Below are 17,698 nucleotides of genomic sequence, written 5' to 3'. Positions count from 1 at the left end.
ATCGGATGACATTCCGGTGGCCGGCTGAAACCTCCCGGCAGGACCGGCGCAGGTCAGTGCTGCCCGAGCAGCCCGCTGCGGACGTCCGGCAACAGGCTCTGCGGCCCGATGAAGGTGGACAGCACGACGCGCGAGAAGGTCGGGTCGGTGATCCGGCCGATGAAGCGGCCATCCGTGAAGACGTCCAGCCCGTCCGGGGTGAAGAGCAGGGAACCGCTTTCCCCCTGGTGCACGGCCGGGACAGCGTCGAGGAAGCGGGTCACATCCTGCGGCTGCAACCGGCAGGGGGCGCGGCAGTTGGCGGCCAGCCCTTCCTCCCAGGATTTGCGGGCATCGGGGGCGTCGATGTTCCGGGAGAAGACGAACTGGACCATCTTCATCTGGTCCGATCCCAGGATCTGCGAGGCGTTGGAGGAAGGCCGCTCCAGATAGAGGGCAGCCACGTAGATATGCACGCGCAGGATGGAATAGGTGCGGAGCGCGGTGCCGTTCAGCACCAGCCTGCGCCCGGCCACCGTCTGGGTGTCGGGAAAGGTCACCCCGTCCAGCACCGCCGCCTCCGCCCGCATCGGGCCGGAGCAGAGGAACAGGACGGGGAGGACCGCCAGAATCCGTCTCAGCATCGTCACGCTCCAGCCACGTTCCGTGACATTGCCCATGCGGGGCGGTGTTGCGCCAGACGGTCGCCGGGGGGGAGGGCGATCACGATTTCCGGCAGGCTCCTGGGGAGGGGCCTGCCGGAAGCGGGTCATTCCGCCGGAGCCACGGCGCCGGCCGCCCGTCGCTCCTGGCGCCGCGCCATGGCGCTGGCGACGACATAGAAGACCGGGGTGAAGAGCAGGCCGAACAGCGTCACCCCCAACATGCCGGCGAAGACCGCGGTGCCCAGGCTCTGGCGGATCTCCGCACCCGCGCCGGTCGCCACCGCCAGCGGCAGCACGCCCAGTATGAAGGCCAGCGATGTCATCAGGATCGGCCGCAGCCGCGTGCGCGCCGCCGCCTCCGCGGCCTGCCAGCGGCTCATGCCGTCGCGTTCGGCGGCCCGGGCGAATTCCACGATCAGGATGGCGTTCTTGGCCGCCAGACCGACCAGCACCACCAGCCCGACCTGCACCAGCACGTTGTTGTCCAGCCCGCGCCAGACCACGCCGAGCAGCGCCGCCAGCACCGACATCGGCGCGATCAGCACCACCGCCAGCGGCAGCAGCCAGCTTTCGTAGAGGGCGGCCAGCAGCAGGAAGACGAAGACCACGGCCAGCCCGAAGGCGAGCGGCGCGGTGTTGCCCTGCGTCGTCTCCTGCAGGGCCAGCTCCGTCCATTCGTAGGAGAATCCGTCCGGCAGGGCTTCCTCCAGCGCCGCCTGCATCGCGGCGATGGCCTGGCCGGTGGAGGCGCCGGGCGCGGGCGTGCCCTGGATCTCCGCCGCCGGATAGAGGTTGTAGCGCGGCACGCGATAGGCCGCGCTGTCGTCCCGGAAGCTCGCCAGCGCGCCGATCGGCACCATCTGCCCGTCGGCGTTGCGGGTGCGCAGCAGCGCCACGTCGCGCGGCGTGCGGCGCTGCGCCTCCTCGGCCTGGGCGGTGACGCGGTAGGTGCGGCCCAGGATGTTGAAGTCGTTCACGAAGGCCGAGCCGAGATAGACCGACAGCGTCTCCGACACCTTGTCCAGCGGCACGCCCAGCATCTCCGCCTTGGTGCGGTCCACCTCGGCGCGCAGGGTGGGCGTGGCGGTTTTGAAGAGCGAGAAGGCGAAGCCGACCTCGCCATGCTTCCGCGCTGCCGCCAGCACCGCCTGGGTCGCCTGTTCCAGCGCCCTCGGCCCGCGCCCGGCCCGGTCCTGCACATAGAGCTTGAACCCGCCGCCGGTGCCGATGCCGGGCACCGAGGGCGGCGGGATCACCAGCGCCAGCGCCTCCCGGTCCTGCGCCAGCTTCGCCTGGATCTGGCCGATGAGGGCGCCGTAGGAGACGCCCTCCTTTGCCCGCTCCTCGAAGGACTTCAGCCCGACGAAGATCACGCCCGTGTTCGGCGCGTTGGTGAAGGTGGCGCCGTCGAAGCCGGTGAAGGCGATGGCATGCTCCACCCCCGGCACGGACAGCACCGTCTCCGAGGCGCGGCGGATCACCGCGTCGGTGCGTGCCAGCGCCGCGCCGGGCGGAAGCTGGAAGGCGGCGATCAGGTAGCCGCGGTCGAGCGGCGGGATCAGCCCGGTCGGCGTCGTCCGCACCATCTGCCCCGTCGCCAGCAGCAGCCCGGCATAGAGCAGCAGCAGGATCACCGGCAGCCGCACCAGCCGCCGCGTCAGCCCGCCATAGCCCATCGACAGCGCGTCGAAGACCCGGTTGAACCCCTGGAAGAACCAGCGGAAGGGTGCCCCGATCCAGGACAACCGTCCACGCGGTGCCTCATGCGTGTGCGGGCGCAGCAGCAGTGCCGCCAGGGCGGGGGAGAGGGTCAGCGAGACCAGCGCCGAGAGCAGCGTCGCCACCGCGATGGTCACCGCGAACTGGCCGTAGAAGGCGCCGGCGATGCCCGAGATGAAGGCGGTCGGCACGAAGACGGCGCAGAGCACCAGGGCGATGGCGACCAGCGCCATGCCCACCTCGTCCATGGTGCGGCGGGCGGCGTCGCGCGGCGTGGCGCCCTGCGCCAGATGCCGCTCCACGTTCTCCACCACCACGATGGCGTCATCCACCACGATGCCGATGGCCAGGATCAGCCCGAACATGGAGAGCGTGTTCAGCGACAGGCCCAGCGCCGCCATGGCGGCGAAGGTGCCGATGATCGAGACGGGGATGGCCAGGAGCGGGATCAGTGCCGCCCGCCAGGACTGCAGGAACAGCACCACCACGACCACGACCAGCAGCACCGCCTCGCCGAAGGTATGCACCACCGCCTCCATCGACTGCTCGATGAAGCGCGTGGTGTCATAGACCACGCCATAGGTGATGCCGGGCGGGAAGGAATGCGACAGCTCCTCCATGGTGTGGCGCACCGCCTCGGCGGTGGCCAGCGCGTTGGAGCCCGGCCGCTGGTAGATCGGGATCGCCGTCGCCACCGCATTGTCCAGATAGGCGGAAACGGAATAGTCCTGGCTGCCGAGCTCCACCCGCGCGATGTCGCGCACCCGCACCGGGGCGCCGCGTGCATTGGTGGCGACCACGATCTCGCCGAACTGTTCCGGCGTGGCGAGGCGCCCCAGCGCCTGGATGTTCAGCTCGAAGCCCGTGCCGGTATCGCCCGTCGGCGGCTTGTTCAGCCCGCCCGCCGCGACCTGGAGGTTGGCCCGGCGCAGCGCCTCCACCACCTCCCCGGCGGTGAGCCCGCGCGCCGCCACCTTGGCCGGATCGAGCCAGACGCGCATGGAATAGTCGCGCGCGCCGAAGACCTGCACGTCGCCGATCCCGTCCAGCCGCGCCAGCCGGTCGCGCACGTTCAGCGTGGCGTAGTTGGAGACGTACTGCTGGTCCCGCGACCCGTCCGGCGAGTACATGTGCACGACCATCATCAGGTCGGGCGAGGCCTTGCGCACCACGAGGCCCAGCCGCCGCACCTCCTCCGGCAGGCGCGGCTCGGCGATGGCGACGCGGTTCTGCACCAGCACCTGCGCCGCATCCACGTCGGTGCCCTGGCGGAACACCACGTTGATGGACAGCTTGCCGTCGCCCGTGGATTGCGAGTTCAGGTAGAGCATCCCCTCTACGCCGTTCACCTCCTGCTCGATCGGCGTGGCCACGGTCTCCGCCACCGTGGCGGCGGAGGCGCCGGGATAGTTCGCCGTGATCGTCACGGTGGGGGGCGCGATGTCGGGATACTCGCTGATCGGCAGGCGCAGCAGGGCGATGCCGCCGATCAGGGTGATGGCGATGGAGATGACCGCCGCGAAGACCGGCCGGTCGATGAAGAAGCGGGCGAAGCGCATGGCGCGGTTCCTGCGGCGTGGGTGGCGCTATTGCGCCTGCGTGAGCTGTGCGTTGGCGGGGCCGATGCGCCCGGCCTCGGCGGTGACGCGGCTGCCGGGGCGGGCGAGGTGCAGCCCCGCCACCACCACCCGGTCCTCCGCCGCCAGCCCGCTGCGGATCACGCGCAGCCCGTCCACCAGGGGCCCGAGCGAGACCGGCTTCGGCACCACCGTGCCGTCCTGCGCCACGGTCAGCACCATGCGCTCGGCCTGGTCCGCCGCCACCGCGGCATCGGGCAGCAGCAGGGAGTCCGAGGCACCGGTCCGCAGCCGCAGCCGGGCGAAGACGCCGGGCGTCAGGAACAGGTCCGGGTTCGCCAGCACCGCCCGGGCGCGCACCGTGCCGCTGCGCGGGTCCAGCGCCACGTCGGTGAAGTCCATGCGTCCCTGGCGCCCCCAGTCCTCCTCGTCGGCGAGGCGGATCTCCACCGGGTTGCCCTGGCCCGCGCGGGCGGGCTGGTCGCTGGGCCGCGTGCCGCTGCGCGCCAGCCGGGCGAGGCGGAGATAGTCGGATTCCGGCGCGTCGAAGACGGCGTAGATCGGGTCGATCTGCAGGATCGTGGTCAGCAGCGTCTCGCCCGACTGCACCAGGTTGCCCGCATCCACCCGCCGGTCGGAGATGCGGCCGCCGATCGGGGCGCGGATCTCGCTCCATTCCAGGTCGAGCTGCGCCTTGCGGAGCGCGGCCTGGGCGGCGTCGCGCTGCGCCACGGCCTCGGCCAGGGCGGCACGGCGGGCATCGAGCTGCGCCACCGGGGCGATGCGGCTGCTGATCAGCGGCAGGGTGCGGTCCACCTCCTGCTGCGCCAGCACCGCCTGGGCCTGGGTGCGGGCCAGATCGGCCCGGGCGCTGTCCACCGCGATCCCGAAGGGCCGCTGGTCGAGGGTGAAGAGCAGGTCGCCCTGCCGCACCACCTGTCCGTCGCGGAAATGCACCGCCGCCACCTGCCCAGAGACCCGGGCACGCAGCTCCACGCGGGCGGAGGGTTCCAGCCGGGCGAGATGCTCGTCCCATTCGGTGACCTGCCGGCGCAGCGGCTGGGCAACGGTGACGGCGGGGGGCGCGGCGCCCGGCTGTTGCGCCCGGGCGGCATGCGGGAGGGAAGGGGCCGCCATCGCCAGGGCGAGAAGGAGGAGGGCGACCAGAGGCTTGCGTTCGGGAGGGTGCATGACCTATCTCCTGGTCGGGTGATACCGACCGGTTCGTCCTCCTATTGATACGTACCGGTCAGTCTCATTGCAAGGGGCTAGGCCAGTAGGTGTCCGGCCCGAGGCGCAATCCAGGGGCCCGGCGGCGAGGCTCGGTCGTTCTCTTCCCTCGCAGGCGCGGCCCCTTCAGAGGTGCAGGAGGCAAGGAGAAAGCCGTGAGCGAAGCCAGGACCGGCCAGACCCCGAAAGGGGAGCCCGAGAGGGACGCTGCCGGGAATGCGGGACCGCCGGACAAGCGCCCCGTGGCGCAGCGTGTCCGCGAGGCGGCGCGCGAGCTGTTCTATCGCCAGGGCATCCATGCCACCGGCGTGGACGAGATCTGCCGGGTCGCCGGCACCACGAAGATGGGTCTCTACCGCGCCTATCCCTCCAAGGACGCGCTGATCGAGACGATCCTGCAGGAACGCTGCGAGGCGCAGGAGAAGCTGGCCTGTGCCACCGGGGACGACTCGCTCTCCCCGCGCGAACGGCTCCTGGCCTTCGTCAACATGGCCGCGGCGACGGTGCTGACGCCAGGCTTCCGGGGCTGCCCGCTGGGCCTCGCCATCGCGGAATTCCCCGATCCCGGGCATCCGGCACGGCAGGTGGCGGACCACCACAAGCAGGCGATGCGCGAGACGCTGCGCCGCCTCTGCGCCGAAGCCGGCGCCCCCGCCACTCTGGGTGATTCCCTGCAACTGCTGATCGAGGGGGCCTTCGCCGTCGCCCCCGCCCTGGGCAACGAGGCGGCCTCCCGCTCGCTGGAAAGCTCCGCCCATGCGCTGATCGGGGCCAGCCTGCCAGGTTGAGCAGTGCATTGGCCTTTGGGGAAGGGTCCGGCTTCCACCAAGCCCCATCCGTCAGGACACTGTGTGCCCTGGGCCCATTTTCGCCGGCGCGTGAAAGCCACGAAAAAGGGGAAGGACCGAAGCCCTTCCCCCTGATCGTGGGTCCTACTCCCGAGGGTCCGGGCTCAGAGTCCGGCCTGGGAAACGAACTTGGTGTTGACGTAGGATTCCAGTGCCTCGGTACCGCCCTCGGAGCCGTAGCCGCTGTCCTTGATGCCGCCGAAGGGCACTTCCGGCAGGGCGAGGCCCAGATGGTTGATGGTCATCATGCCGGACTCGACCTTGTCGCCCAGCGCCTGCGCCGTCTTGGCGGAGCGGGTGAAGGCGTAGGAGGCGAGGCCGAAGGGCAGGCGGTTGCCTTCCTCGATCGCCTCGTCGAAGTCGCGGAACGGCATCACCAGCGCCAGCGGGCCGAAGGGCTCCTCGTTCATCGCCCGCATCTCGCGCGTCACGCCGGTCAGCACCGTGGGCTCGAAGAAATAGCCCTTGTTGCCGATGCGGTTGCCGCCGGTGCGGACCTCGGCGCCTTTCTGCTTGGCGTCGTTGATCAGCCCCTCGATGGAGGGGATGCGGCGCTCATTGGCCAGCGGGCCCATGGTCACGCCTTCCTCCAGCCCGTTGCCCACCTTCGCCGCGGCGAGATGGCCGGAGAACTGCTCCACGAACTGGTCGAAGATCTTCTCCTGCACCAGGAAGCGCGTCGGCGAGACGCAGACCTGGCCCGCGTTGCGAAGCTTGGAGGTGGCGAGCGTCTTGGCCGCGAGGCTTACATCCGCGTCGTCGAAGACGAAGGCCGGGGCATGGCCACCGAGCTCCATCGTCGCGCGCTTCATGTACTGGCCGGCCAGGGCGGCGAGCTGCTTGCCCACCGGGGTGGAGCCGGTGAAGGTGATCTTGCGGATCACCGGGTGCGGGATGAGGTATTCCGAGATCTCCGCCGGCACGCCATAGACGAGGCCGACCACGCCATCCGGAATGCCCGCATCGGCGAAGGCGCGGATCAACTCGGCCGGGGAGGCCGGGGTCTCCTCCGGCGCCTTGACGATGATCGAGCAGCCGGTGGCCAGCGCCGAGCAGAGCTTGCGCACGATCTGGTTGATCGGGAAGTTCCAGGGCGTGAAGGCGGCAACGGGGCCGACCGGCTCCTTGATCACCAGCTGGTACACGCCCTCCGCCCGGGCGGGGACGACGCGGCCATAGGTGCGGCGGCCTTCCTCGGCCAGCCAGTCGGCGGTGTCGGCGGCGCCCATCACCTCCATCTTCGCCTCGGCCAGCGGCTTGCCCTGCTCCAGGGTCATGATGCGGGCGATCTTGTCGGCCCGCTCGCGCAGCAGGTTCGCCGCCTTGCGGATCAGCTTGTAGCGCTCGAAGGCCGAGGTGGCGCGCCAGGTCCGGAAGCCCTTCGCCGCGGCCTCCAGCGCCTCGTCCAGGTCGGCACGGGACGCATAGGCCACGGTGCCGATCGTCTCCTCGGTGGCCGGGTTGATCACCGGCTCCGTGCGGCCGCCGGTCGCGGCGCGCCAGGTTCCGTTGATGAAGAGTTGGACGTCCGGATACATGTAGTCCTCCGTCGAAGTGGTCAGGGCCCAAATGGGACCGCATCGCCCCGGATTAACCCCCCTACGCGGGCGGCGGGGCGCGATCCCCGGGGAAAAGGTCATACCTTCCCGGCACGGGAGAGCCTGTGGACCTCCCACCATCCGGGCCGCGCCGCAAGGGGGGGGCGGATCAGGCCGCCTGCTTCCGGGCCGCCGCCTTCCCCTCCGGCGGCACGTGGCGGTAGCGCTCCAGGCTGAGGTCGCTGCTGTCGATCTCCGGCGTGTGGCCGGAGACGAGATCGGCCAGCAGCCGCCCGGAGCCGCAGGCCATGGTCCAGCCCAGCGTGCCGTGGCCGGTGTTGGTGAAGAGGTTGCCGAAGGGCGTGGCACCCACGATCGGCGTGCCGTCCGGCGTCATCGGCCGCAACCCGGTCCAGAAGCTGGCCTTGCTCAGGTCGCCGCCTCTGGGGAAGAGGTCGTGCACCGAATGCTCCAGCGTGGCGCGGCGCGGCTGGCGCAGCGTCAGGCTGAACCCGGCCAGCTCCGCCGTGCCGCCGACGCGGATGCGTTCGCCCAACCGGGTGATGGCGACCTTGTAGGTCTCGTCCATCACGGTGGAGACCGGTGCGCCGTCCGGATCGGTGATCGGCACGGTGATGGAATAGCCCTTCACCGGATAGACCGGCAGGTTCATCCCCAGCGGCCGCAGCAGCGCGGCGGAGTAGCTGCCGAGCGCCACGACATAGCGGTCCGCGGTCAGCCGGCCGGTATCGGTCACGACGCCGGTGACGCGGCTGCCCTCGGTATCCAGCGTCCGGACCGTGGTGCCATAGCGGAAGGCCACGCCCATGCCCTCGCAGATCTTCGCGAGCCGCTGGGTGAACTGGTGGACGTCGCCGGTCTCGTCCTGCGGCAGATAGAGGCCGCCCACCATCTTCTCGCGCACCAGGCCGAGCGCGGGCTCCTTGTCCACGCAGCCGACAGCGTCCAGGACCTCGTAGGGAATGCCGTACTGGTCGAGCACGCCCGTGTCGTCCCCGACATGGTCGAGCTGCTTCTGCGTCCGGAAGACCTGCAAGGTGCCACGCTGCCGGTCGTCATAGGTGATGCCCGTCTCGGCGCGCAGGGCGGTCAGGGATTCGCGGGCATATTCCGCAATGCGGACCATGCGGCTCTTGTTGAGGCGGTAGGCCTCCTCGTTGCAGTTGGCCAGCATCTGCGCCAGCCACCAGCCGAGCCGCGCGTCCGGGCGCGGCCAGATCACGAAGGGGCGGTAGCGCATCATCAGCCATTTCAGCGCCTTGATCGGGATGCCCGGCCCGGCCCAGGGCGAGGAATAGCCATAGGAAAGCTGCCCCGCATTGGCGAAGGAAGTCTCCATCCCCGCCGCCGGCTGGCGGTCGATGACGGTGACTTCGTGGCCCGCCCTGGCGAGGTAGTAGGCCGAGGCGGTGCCGACCACGCCGCTGCCGAGGATGAGGACCTTCATGAGGGGCTCCTGGGGCGGCGCACCGGGGCGGCGCCGCAATGGGGGATGGACAGCCGCTGGAAACCGGCCGGAACGGGAGGCCTGGCGCGGGGGGGCCAGGCGGGAAGGGTCAGGCGGTGACCGCCGGCCCTGTGGGCTGCAGCACTTCCCCGCTGCTCCCCGGGGCTCCGGTCTCGTAGCGGCGGTGGTAGCGCTGGCCGAGGCTGGTCAGGATCTCGTAGGGGATGGTGCCGGCGGCCTCGGCCACCGCCTCCAGATCGTGATCCGGCCCGATCAGTTCCACCGTGTCGCCGGGACGCAGCGCATTCTCCGGCAGGGCGCTGGCATCGAGCACGATGCTGTCCATGGAGACGCGGCCCAGGATCGGCATTGGCATGCCCTTCCACATCGCCCGGCCACGGTTGCTGGCGCTGCGCAGGAAGCCGTCCGCATAGCCGACCGCGATCGTGGCCAGGCGGCTTGGCGTCCGGGTGGTGAAGCTGTGGCCATAGCCCACCGCCGTGCCCGCCGGGACGCTGCGGGTCTGCACCACCCGCGCATCCAGGCGGAGCACCGGGCGCAGCGGGTTCTCCCCGCGCGGCAGCGGCGCCACGCCGTGCAGCGCCACGCCAGGGCGCACGAGGTCGCCATGCCAGGCGCGGTCGAGAAAGATGCCGGAGGAGGCGGCGAGGCTGGTCGGCAGGTGCGGCAGGCGCCGGCGCATCGCGTTGAAGGCGCCGAGCTGCGCCGCGTTGGCCGGATGCCCCGGCTCGTCGGCGCAGGCGAGGTGGCTCATCACCCGGATGGGCTCCACTGCCGCCAGGTCGCGCCCATCCTCCAGCAGCCGGTCCAGCTCCCCGACGGAGAAGCCGAAGCGGGCCATGCCGGTGTCAAGCTGCAGCCAGGCCGGCAGGCGCCGCCCCTCCGCCCGCGACAGGCCGGCCCAGCCCGCCACCTGCTCCAGGCTGTTCAGGACCGGAATCAGCCCATGCGCCAGCGCCTCCCGCTCGGTGCCGTCGAAGAGGCCGTGCATCACATGGATGCGCGCCTCCTCCGCTCCGGGCTGCCCTCGCAGGTCCTGGCGCAAGGCGATGCCCTCCTCCAGATGCGCCACGAAGAAGTCGCGGCAGCCCTCGGCCAGCAGCGCCGGACCGACCAGCGCCGCCCCCAGGCCATAGGCATCGGCCTTCAGCACCGCGCCGCAGGCGGCGGGCGCCACACGGTCGCGCAGCCAGCGCCAGTTGGCACGGATCGCTCCCAGATCGATGGTCAGGATCGCGCCGGCCGCCGGCCAGAGCCTTTCCCGGGCAGGGCTGTGCATGCCGCCTGTCTCCGAATCAGCGGAGGGAATGAAAGCAAGATTCTGGCCAGGAGAGGCCGGCATGTTCATGCGAAGAGTCGAAGATCCTGCGATCCGGTGCTAGGAATTCCGCAGAATCCGCACCACCGTGAAATTTCCTGCCCCCATGCTCCTGGACAGCCTCGACGAGCGCATCATCCGCCTGCTGCGTGCGCAGGGCCGCATCAGCAATGCCGATCTGGCGGAGGCGGTCGGGCTTTCCCCTTCCGCCTGCCTGCGACGGGTGCGGCAGCTCGAGGCGAACGGGGTGATCCGGGGCTATACCGCCATCCTCGACGACCGCCGCACCGGGCGCGGCACCGTGGTGATCGTGCAGATCACGCTGGAACGGCAGACCGACGACTGCCTCGGCCGCTTCGAGCAGGCGGCGCGGAAACATGCCGAGATCCGCGAGTGCTATCTGATGACCGGCGCCTCGGACTACCTGCTGCGCATCGTGGTGGAGGATGCGGCGGATTACGAGCGGCTGCACAAGGAGGTGCTGTCCCGCCTGCCCGGCGTGGCGCGCATCCAGTCGAACTTCACCATCCGCACCGTGATCCGCCCGGTCGACATGTAGAAGGGCGCCCCACCTACCGGACGGGAGGGGTCCGGGAAAAGCGGGACAGACCCCCGGCGGGAGAAGGCGCCTCCCCTGGATTCCCGGCCCCGCCCGTGGGAGGAGACAGGCATGGAAGATCCGGTTCTGGTGGAAGTCACGCGCGGCCCCGAGGTGGAGTCGCGCCATGCGGGGGCCTTCGCGGTGGTGGATGCGGAGGGCGGGCTCGTCCTCTCTGCCGGCGACGTGGAGCGGCCCGTTTTCCCGCGCTCGGCGGTAAAGGTGATCCAGGCCCTGCCGCTAATCGAGAGCGGCGCGGCCGACCGCTTCGGCCTGACCGAGGCGGAACTGGCGCTCGCCTGCGCCTCCCATTCCGGCGAGCCGCTGCACGCCGAAACCGCCGCCGCGATGCTGCGCAAGGCGGGGCAGGATGCGGGCTGCCTGGAATGCGGCACCCACTGGCCCAGCAACGCCCAGGCAATGCGGGACCTGGCGCGTTCGGGCGCCGAGGCGACGGCCCTGCACAACAACTGCTCCGGCAAGCATGCGGGCTTCGTCTGCACTGCCTGTGCCCTGGGGGTGGATGTGGCGGGCTATGTCCGCCCCGACCACCGGGTGCAGCAGGAGGTGAAGGCGGCGCTGGAGGATGTGACCGGCACGGCGCTGGATGCGGCGCGGCGTGGCACCGACGGCTGCTCCATCCCGACCTATGCCATCCCGCTCCGCGCCCTGGCCCATGGCTTCGCCCGGATCGGCACCGGCCACGGCTTCGGCCCGGCCCGCGCGGCGGCGGCGCGCCGGCTGCGCGCGGCGGTGGCGGCGAACCCCTTCCTGGTCGCGGGCACCAAGCGGGCCGACACGGTGATCATGCAGGCGCTGGGCGAGCGCGCCTTCACCAAGGTCGGGGCCGAGGGCGTCTTCTGCGCCGCCCTGCCGGAACAGGGGCTGGGCATCGCCATCAAGTGCGACGACGGCGCCGGCCGCGCGGCGGAGGTGGTGCTGGCCGCGCTGCTGCTCCGCCTCCTCGACCCCGAAGAGGCGGCCCGCAACACCCTTACCCCGCTCGCCAACCCGGTCCTGCGCAACTGGAACGGCATCGAGGTCGGCGCCCTGCGCCCGGCGGCCACTCTGGCCTGATCCGGTTGGCCGCTTCCGCTGGCCGGTGTCGCTCTGGCCCCGGGGGACAAGGCTCCGCCTTTTCCCCCGGACCCCCTTATCCGCCAGGACGCTGCGCGCCCTGGACCACGTTCGTTGGCTCTCGCTGACGCCGGATCGCGCCGGAAAGCATGGCTCTTCGGCGACTGCGGGTGCCACCAACGCGGACACGGTGATTTTCTTCTTCGGGAGCCCCGCCGATCCACCTGTGCCCAGGGATCGTTCCGCAGGCTGACGGCTACCACAGGTGCCAACTCAAGCCCGGGGTCCGGGGACTGGCTTCGGTCCCCGGCGGAGTGGGGGTCTCGGGGGCGAGGCGGAGCCTTGCCCCCGGCGGGTAGCCACAGAATGAAACGCCGGAACAACAGTGGGGGGCGGATCAGCCCACCGCCAGCCTGTCGCGCAGATGCGCCAGGAGTTGCGCCACCGCGTCCTCCGGTGTGCCGTCATTGACGATGCGCAGCTCGGCCGGCGGCCCGTCCAGCACCGGGGCGCGGCGCAGGCGCAGGGCGACATCCCCGTCCTCCGCCCGGGCGCGGCGGGCGAGGCGCTGCCCCAGCACCTCCGGCGGCGCGGTGATCTCCACCACACTCACGGCGGGCAAACGCTCCCGCGCCTGAGACACCACGGCGCGGGAGACGTTGCACAGCACCAGCTTTCCCGCCCGCGCGGCGGCGGCTGCCTCCGCTGGGATGCCGTAGCAGAGCCCGTGCGCCCGCCAGGACAGGGCGAAGGCACCCTCCGCCTCGGCCTGGCGGAAGCCTGCTTCGTCCAGGCTGTCATGCGCCTCCCATTCCGAGGCGGGGCGCGTCACCACCCGGTGGGGGAAGAGCAGGCGCGGCTCTCCCTCCAGCGCCGCGCGGGCGCCCGCGATCACCGTGTCCTTGCCGGCGCCGCTCGGGCCGACGACCAGCACGAATCCCCCTTGCATGTCAGGCGACCCGCCTTCCTTGGCGCCAGACCTGCCGCACCACCGGCACGCCGCCCGCCAGGGTGACATGCACCAGGTCGGCGCGCTGGCCCGGCGCGATCACGCCCCGGTCGTCCAGGCCGGTGGCCCGGGCGGGGTTGGCGGTCACCGTGGCGATGGCCTGGGGCAGGGTGATGCCCGGCACGCGTTCCGGCAGGTCGAAGGCCGCCAGCAACAGGCTCCCCGGCACATAGTCGGAGGAGAGGATGTCCAGCAGCCCGTGCCGCGCCAGCTCCTCCGCCGCGACATTGCCGGAATGCGAGCCGCCGCGGATCAGGTTCGGCGCGCCCATCATCACGCGGATGCCACGCGCATGGCTTTCCGCCGCCGCCTCGCGCGTGGTCGGGAATTCGGCGATGCCGACATGCTCCGCCACCGACTGCGCCACATCGGCCAGGGTGGTGTCGTCATGGCTGGCAAGCGCGATGCCGTGGCGCTCCGCCAGCGCAACCAGGGGCGGCCGGTTCTGCGCCGCGCGCTCCGCGCCCGTCTCCATGCGCAGCGCGGTCAGCGCCTTCAGCTCCTCGTTGGACTTGCCGGAACGGCGGGCATAGATGAAGTACTTTTCCAGGTCGCGGAACTGCCGCTGCCCCGGCGTGTGGTCCATCAGCGAAAGCAGGTCCACCGGGTAGCGCGCGCAGAACCTCTCCACCATCTCCACCACGTCCGGCGCCGGGATCTCGCAGCGCAGATGCGTGCGGTGCTCGGCGCGCAGCAGGTCGTCCAGCCGCGCGGCGTCGATCGCCTCCGCCAGATCGAACAGCTCCCCGCCCAGCCCGCCGCCATCGATGTCGGAGCCGGCGCGCAGGCTGTCGAAGACGGTGGTGATGCCCGAGGCCGCGATCTGCGCGTCATAGGCCAGCACGGCGCCCAGCGGATGCCAGCGCACCTTGGGGCGCGGGATGTAGTGCGCCTCCAGGTGGTCGGTGTGCAGCTCCACCAGGCCCGGGATCAGCAGCGCGCCGCGCAGGTCCACGCGCCGCCCCTCGCCGCTGGCGGGGCGCAGGGCGCGGGGCGCGTCGCCTTCCCCGATGGCGTCGATCCGCCCATCCTCCAGGCGCACCCAGCCACGCTGTACGCGGTCAGGCAGCACGATCTCGGCATTCTCGATCAGGTCCACGGGTTCGAGCATCGTCGTTCCTGTCAGGCGGCGTCGGCTTGGGATTCGGGAGCGGCGGAGAAGCGCGTGACGTCCACCACGCGGCTCGCCACCGCGTCGCGCACGTCCTCGTCATGGAAGATGCCGATCATCGCCACCCCGGCCGCGGATTTCCGGCGGATCATTTCCACCACCACGGCGCGGTTGCGCGCATCCAGCGAGGCGGTGGGCTCGTCCAGCAGCAGTACCGGCCGCTCGGCGATCAGGCCACGCGCGATGTTCACGCGCTGCTGCTCGCCGCCGGAGAAGGTGGCGGGCGGCAGGTCCCAGAGCCGTTCCGGCAGATTCAGCGCCGCCAGCATCTCCGCCGCGCGGGCGCTGGCGGTCTCCGCGTCGAGCCCGCCCTCGCGCCCGGCGGCGGCCACGATCTCGCGCGCGCCGACACGGGGGATGACGCGCAGGAACTGCGAGACATAGCCCATGGTGGTCCGCCGCAGCGCCAGCACGCGGCGTGGCCCGGCGTTGGCGACATCCACCATCTCCTCCCCGTCGCGGATCAGGATGCGGCCCGTGTCGCAGCGGTAGTTGCCGTAGATCATCCGCAGCAGCGAGGACTTGCCCGCGCCCGAAGGGCCGCCGAGCACGACGCATTCTCCCGGATCGACCGAGAAGGACACGCCGTCGACCACGCCGAGCCGGGTGCCGCCGCGCAGATGCAGGGTGAAGGTCTTGCCGACGCCGTCCAGCGCGACGAGAGGCCCGTTCATGGAGGGGTTCATGCCGCCAGCACCGAGGAGACGAGGAGTTGCGTGTAGGGCTCGGACGGATCGTCCAGCACCTGGTCGGTGAGCCCGCTCTCGATCACCCGCCCATAGCGCATCACCATGATCCGGTGCGACAGCAGCCGCGCCACGGCGAGGTCGTGGGTGACAATGATCACCGCCAGCCCCAGCTCCGCCACCAGCCCGCGCACGAGGTCCAGCAGCCGCGCCTGCACCGAGACGTCGAGGCCGGAGGTCGGCTCGTCCATCAGCACGAGGCGCGGATGGGTGACGAGGTTGCGCGCAATCTGCAGCCGCTGCCGCATGCCGCCCGAGAAGCTGCGCGGCGTGTCGTCCATGCGGTCGGCGCCGATCTCGACGCGGCCCAGCCAGTCCTGCGCCGTGGCGCGGATGCGGCCATAGTGCCGCGCCCCCACCGCCATCAGCCGCTCCCCGACATTGCCGCCGGCGGAGACGGACATGCGCAGCCCCTGCGCCGCATCCTGGCGGATGAAGCCCCATTCGGTGCGCAGCAGCAGGCGCCGCTCGGCCTCGCCCAGCGTCAGGATGTCGCGCGCCTCGTCCTCGCCACCCCGGTACAGGATGCGGCCGCTGTCGGGCATCAGCTCCGTGGCGAGGCAGGAGAGCAGGGTGGACTTGCCGGAACCGGATTCGCCCACGATGGCCAGCACTTCGCCGGCCTCCAGGTCGAAGCTGACATCATCGCAGCCGATGCGCGCGCCATAGCGCTTGCTCAGCCCCTCGACCGTCAGCAAGGGCAGGCCGCTCATCGGACATCCTCCTTCCGCGCGAAGGATGGCGCATCGGCCAGCATCGGGCCGCGGTGCCCGTCCTCGCGCCGCTCCTCGCAGAAATCCGTGTCGGAGCAGACGAACATCCGCCCGCCCCGGTCGTCCAGCACCACCTCGTCCTGATAGGTGCCGGTGGCGCCGCAGAGCGCGCAGGGCTGGCCGAAACTCTGCACGGTGAAGGGATGGTCCTCGAAATCCAGGCTCCGCACCGTGGTATGGGGCGGCACGGCATAGATCCGCCGCTCCCGCCCCGCGCCGAAGAGCTGCAGCGCGGCGCAGTCGTTCATCTTCGGATTGTCGAATTTCGGCGTCGGCGAGGGGTCCATCACGTAGCGCCCCGCCACCTCCACCGGATAGGCATAGGTCTTGGCGATATGGCCGTGCCGCGCGATGTCCTCGTAGAGCTTCACGTGCATCAGCCCGTATTCCGCCAGCGCGTGCATGCGCCGCGTCTCCGTCTCGCGCGGCTCCAGGAAGCGCAGCGGCTCCGGGATCGGCACCTGATAGACGAGGACCTGCCCCTCGGTCAGCGGATGCTCCGGGATGCGGTGCCGCGTCTGGATCACCGTCGCCTCCGCCGTGCGGGTGGTGGTCGCCACCCCCGCCGTGCGCTCGAAGAACTTGCGGATGGAGACGGCGTTGGTGGTGTCGTCCGAGCCCTGGTCGATGACCTTCAGCCGGTCCTCGGGCCCCAGCACCGCCGCCGTCACCTGCACCCCGCCCGTGCCCCAGCCATAGGGCATCGGCATCTCGCGCGAGGCGAAGGGCACCTGGTAGCCGGGGATGGCGATGGCCTTCAGGATGGCGCGGCGGATCATCCGCTTCGTGCCCTCGTCCAGATAGGCGAAGTTGTAGCCGGCCACGCCCGCACCGGCCTGCTGCCCGGGGGTCATTGCAGCGCTCATTCCGCCGCCTCCTTCCGCGTCTCTTGCGCGGCGGCATGTTCCGCCCGCATCCGCCGCACCAGCTCCAGCTCCGCCTGGAAATCCACGTAGTGCGGCAGCTTCAGATGCTCGACGAAACCCGTCGCCTGCAGGTTGTCGCAATGGGAAAGGACGAATTCCTGGTCCTGCGCCGGGGCCTTCACCTCCTCGCCCAGCTCCTCCGCCCGCAGCGCCCGGTCCACCAGCGCCATGGCCATCGCCTTGCGCTCGCCCTGGCCGAAGGCCAGGCCGTAGCCGCGCGTGAACTGGGGCGGCACCTGGGAGGAGCCCTTGAACTGCGTCACCATCTCGCATTCGGTGACCTCGATCTCGCCCAGCGGCACGGCGAAGCCCAGCTCCTCCGGCACGAATTCCACCTCCACCGTGCCGAAGCGGATCTCGCCGACGAAGGGATGGTTGCGGCCATAGCCGCGCTGGGTGGAATAGCCGAGCGCCAGCACGAAGCCCTCGTCGCCCCGCGCCAGGGCCTGGAGGCGGATGTCCCGCTCCGCCGGATAGGCCACCGGCGCCCGGGTCAGGTCGCCCACCTCGGCGCCATCGTCCTCGCCGCTGGGCTCGATCAGCCCCTCGCCGCCCAGCAGCGCCGTGACATGCGGCACCGGCTCCGCCGGATCGGCGGGCGCCTCGGCCGGGGCCGGCGGTTCCAGCCCCGCCGCCAGGGCGAAGTCGATCAGCCGGTGCGTGTAGTCGAAGGTCGGCCCCAGCACCTGCCCGCCCGGCAGGTCCTTGTAGGTGGCGGAAACCCGCCGCCGCACCGCCATCGCGGCGGTGTCGATCGCCTCGGAGGCGCCGAAGCGAGGCAGGGTGGTCCGCGCCGCCCGCACCAGGAAGACCGCCTCGATCAGATCTCCCCGTGCCTGCTTCAGCGCCAGCGCGGCGAGGTCGGGGTCGTAGAGCGAGCCCTCCGTCATCACCCGGTCCACCGCCAGCCGCATCTGCTCGCGGATCTGATCGACCCCGATCTCCGGCACGGCGCGGTCGCCGCGCCGCGCATCGGCCAGCAGCCGGTGCGCGTTGTCGATGGCGGCCTCGCCGCCCTTCACGGCCACATACATG

General features: G+C 71.2%; 15 protein-coding genes. 3 read left to right on the top strand and 12 right to left on the bottom strand.

Translation table 11 applies throughout. From position 1 onward, the window contains the following. Positions 1–53: 53 nt before the first annotated feature. From RGI145_RS17375 to RGI145_RS17365, 3 genes are all read right to left on the bottom strand, one after another. Entirely contained in the window at positions 54–623 is a 570-nt protein-coding gene (locus RGI145_RS17375) for a chalcone isomerase family protein (RefSeq protein WP_167668309.1), read from the bottom strand. A gap of 125 nt (positions 624–748) precedes the next feature. Beyond that, the gene (locus RGI145_RS17370) at positions 749–3,922 is read right to left on the bottom strand and encodes an efflux RND transporter permease subunit (RefSeq protein WP_075799355.1); all 3,174 of its coding nucleotides are present in this window, start codon (positions 3,920–3,922) and stop codon (positions 749–751) included. 27 nt (positions 3,923–3,949) lie between these two features. Further along, positions 3,950–5,131: an efflux RND transporter periplasmic adaptor subunit gene (locus RGI145_RS17365; RefSeq protein WP_075799354.1), complete on the bottom strand. Its 1,182-nt coding sequence runs from the start codon at positions 5,129–5,131 to the stop codon at positions 3,950–3,952. Between the two features lie 194 nt (positions 5,132–5,325). Between RGI145_RS17365 and RGI145_RS17360 the strand changes: the two genes are divergently transcribed. Then, positions 5,326–5,958 carry a TetR/AcrR family transcriptional regulator gene (locus tag RGI145_RS17360; RefSeq protein ID WP_075799353.1) on the top strand — a complete coding sequence of 211 codons (633 nt, stop codon included), beginning with the start codon at positions 5,326–5,328 and terminating at the stop codon, positions 5,956–5,958. 164 nt (positions 5,959–6,122) lie between these two features. Here RGI145_RS17360 and RGI145_RS17355 read toward each other — a convergent pair whose 3' ends face one another. From RGI145_RS17355 to alr, 3 genes are all read right to left on the bottom strand, one after another. Then, positions 6,123–7,556 carry an NAD-dependent succinate-semialdehyde dehydrogenase gene (locus RGI145_RS17355; RefSeq protein ID WP_075799352.1) on the bottom strand — a complete coding sequence of 478 codons (1,434 nt, stop codon included), beginning with the start codon at positions 7,554–7,556 and terminating at the stop codon, positions 6,123–6,125. A 169-nt stretch (positions 7,557–7,725) separates the two neighbouring features. Then, a complete protein-coding gene (locus RGI145_RS17350) occupies positions 7,726–9,024 on the bottom strand; it encodes a D-amino acid dehydrogenase (RefSeq protein WP_075799351.1) in 1,299 nt (432 codons plus the stop codon). A gap of 109 nt (positions 9,025–9,133) precedes the next feature. Continuing rightward, positions 9,134–10,324: an alanine racemase gene (alr, locus tag RGI145_RS17345; protein WP_075800162.1), complete on the bottom strand. Its 1,191-nt coding sequence runs from the start codon at positions 10,322–10,324 to the stop codon at positions 9,134–9,136. Between the two features lie 145 nt (positions 10,325–10,469). Here alr and RGI145_RS17340 point away from each other — a divergent pair, with 145 nt between their 5' ends. Together RGI145_RS17340 and RGI145_RS17335 are read left to right on the top strand one after the other, a co-directional pair. After that, on the top strand, positions 10,470–10,922 hold the full coding sequence (locus RGI145_RS17340) for an Lrp/AsnC family transcriptional regulator (protein ID WP_075799350.1): 453 nt from the start codon (positions 10,470–10,472) through the stop codon (positions 10,920–10,922). Positions 10,923–11,033: 111 nt separating this feature from the next. Then, a complete protein-coding gene (locus RGI145_RS17335; protein WP_075799349.1) occupies positions 11,034–12,038 on the top strand; it encodes an asparaginase in 1,005 nt (334 codons plus the stop codon). Between the two features lie 397 nt (positions 12,039–12,435). On the opposite strand, the gene phnN is transcribed toward RGI145_RS17335, so the two are convergent. The 6 genes from phnN to RGI145_RS17305 are packed head-to-tail and all read right to left on the bottom strand — an operon-like array spanning position 12,436 to position 17,697. Then, entirely contained in the window at positions 12,436–12,987 is a 552-nt protein-coding gene (gene phnN / locus RGI145_RS17330; protein ID WP_075799348.1) for a phosphonate metabolism protein/1,5-bisphosphokinase (PRPP-forming) PhnN, read from the bottom strand. Between the two features lies 1 nt (position 12,988). Next, positions 12,989–14,158, bottom strand: a complete 1,170-nt coding sequence (locus tag RGI145_RS17325) for an alpha-D-ribose 1-methylphosphonate 5-triphosphate diphosphatase (protein ID WP_075799347.1) — start codon at positions 14,156–14,158, stop codon at positions 12,989–12,991. An 11-nt stretch (positions 14,159–14,169) separates the two neighbouring features. Continuing rightward, positions 14,170–14,892: a phosphonate C-P lyase system protein PhnL gene (gene phnL, locus RGI145_RS17320; RefSeq protein WP_208863892.1), complete on the bottom strand. Its 723-nt coding sequence runs from the start codon at positions 14,890–14,892 to the stop codon at positions 14,170–14,172. A gap of 8 nt (positions 14,893–14,900) precedes the next feature. After that, positions 14,901–15,677 carry a phosphonate C-P lyase system protein PhnK gene (gene phnK, locus RGI145_RS17315; protein WP_075799345.1) on the bottom strand — a complete coding sequence of 259 codons (777 nt, stop codon included), beginning with the start codon at positions 15,675–15,677 and terminating at the stop codon, positions 14,901–14,903. Then, positions 15,674–16,603, bottom strand: coding sequence for an alpha-D-ribose 1-methylphosphonate 5-phosphate C-P-lyase PhnJ (locus tag RGI145_RS17310; protein WP_075799344.1), 930 nt, complete (start codon positions 16,601–16,603; stop codon positions 15,674–15,676). The genes phnK and RGI145_RS17310 overlap by 4 nt, the downstream gene beginning before the upstream one ends. Next, positions 16,600–17,697, bottom strand: coding sequence for a carbon-phosphorus lyase complex subunit (locus RGI145_RS17305; RefSeq protein WP_075799343.1), 1,098 nt, complete (start codon positions 17,695–17,697; stop codon positions 16,600–16,602). Before RGI145_RS17305 ends, RGI145_RS17310 begins: the two co-directional genes overlap by 4 nt. Between the last annotated feature and the right edge of the window lies 1 nt (position 17,698).

The organism is Roseomonas gilardii (assembly GCF_001941945.1).
Classification (GTDB): domain Bacteria; phylum Pseudomonadota; class Alphaproteobacteria; order Acetobacterales; family Acetobacteraceae; genus Roseomonas.
Note: the sequence above shows the minus strand (reverse complement) of the source record. Positions and strands in the feature narration are given on the sequence as shown.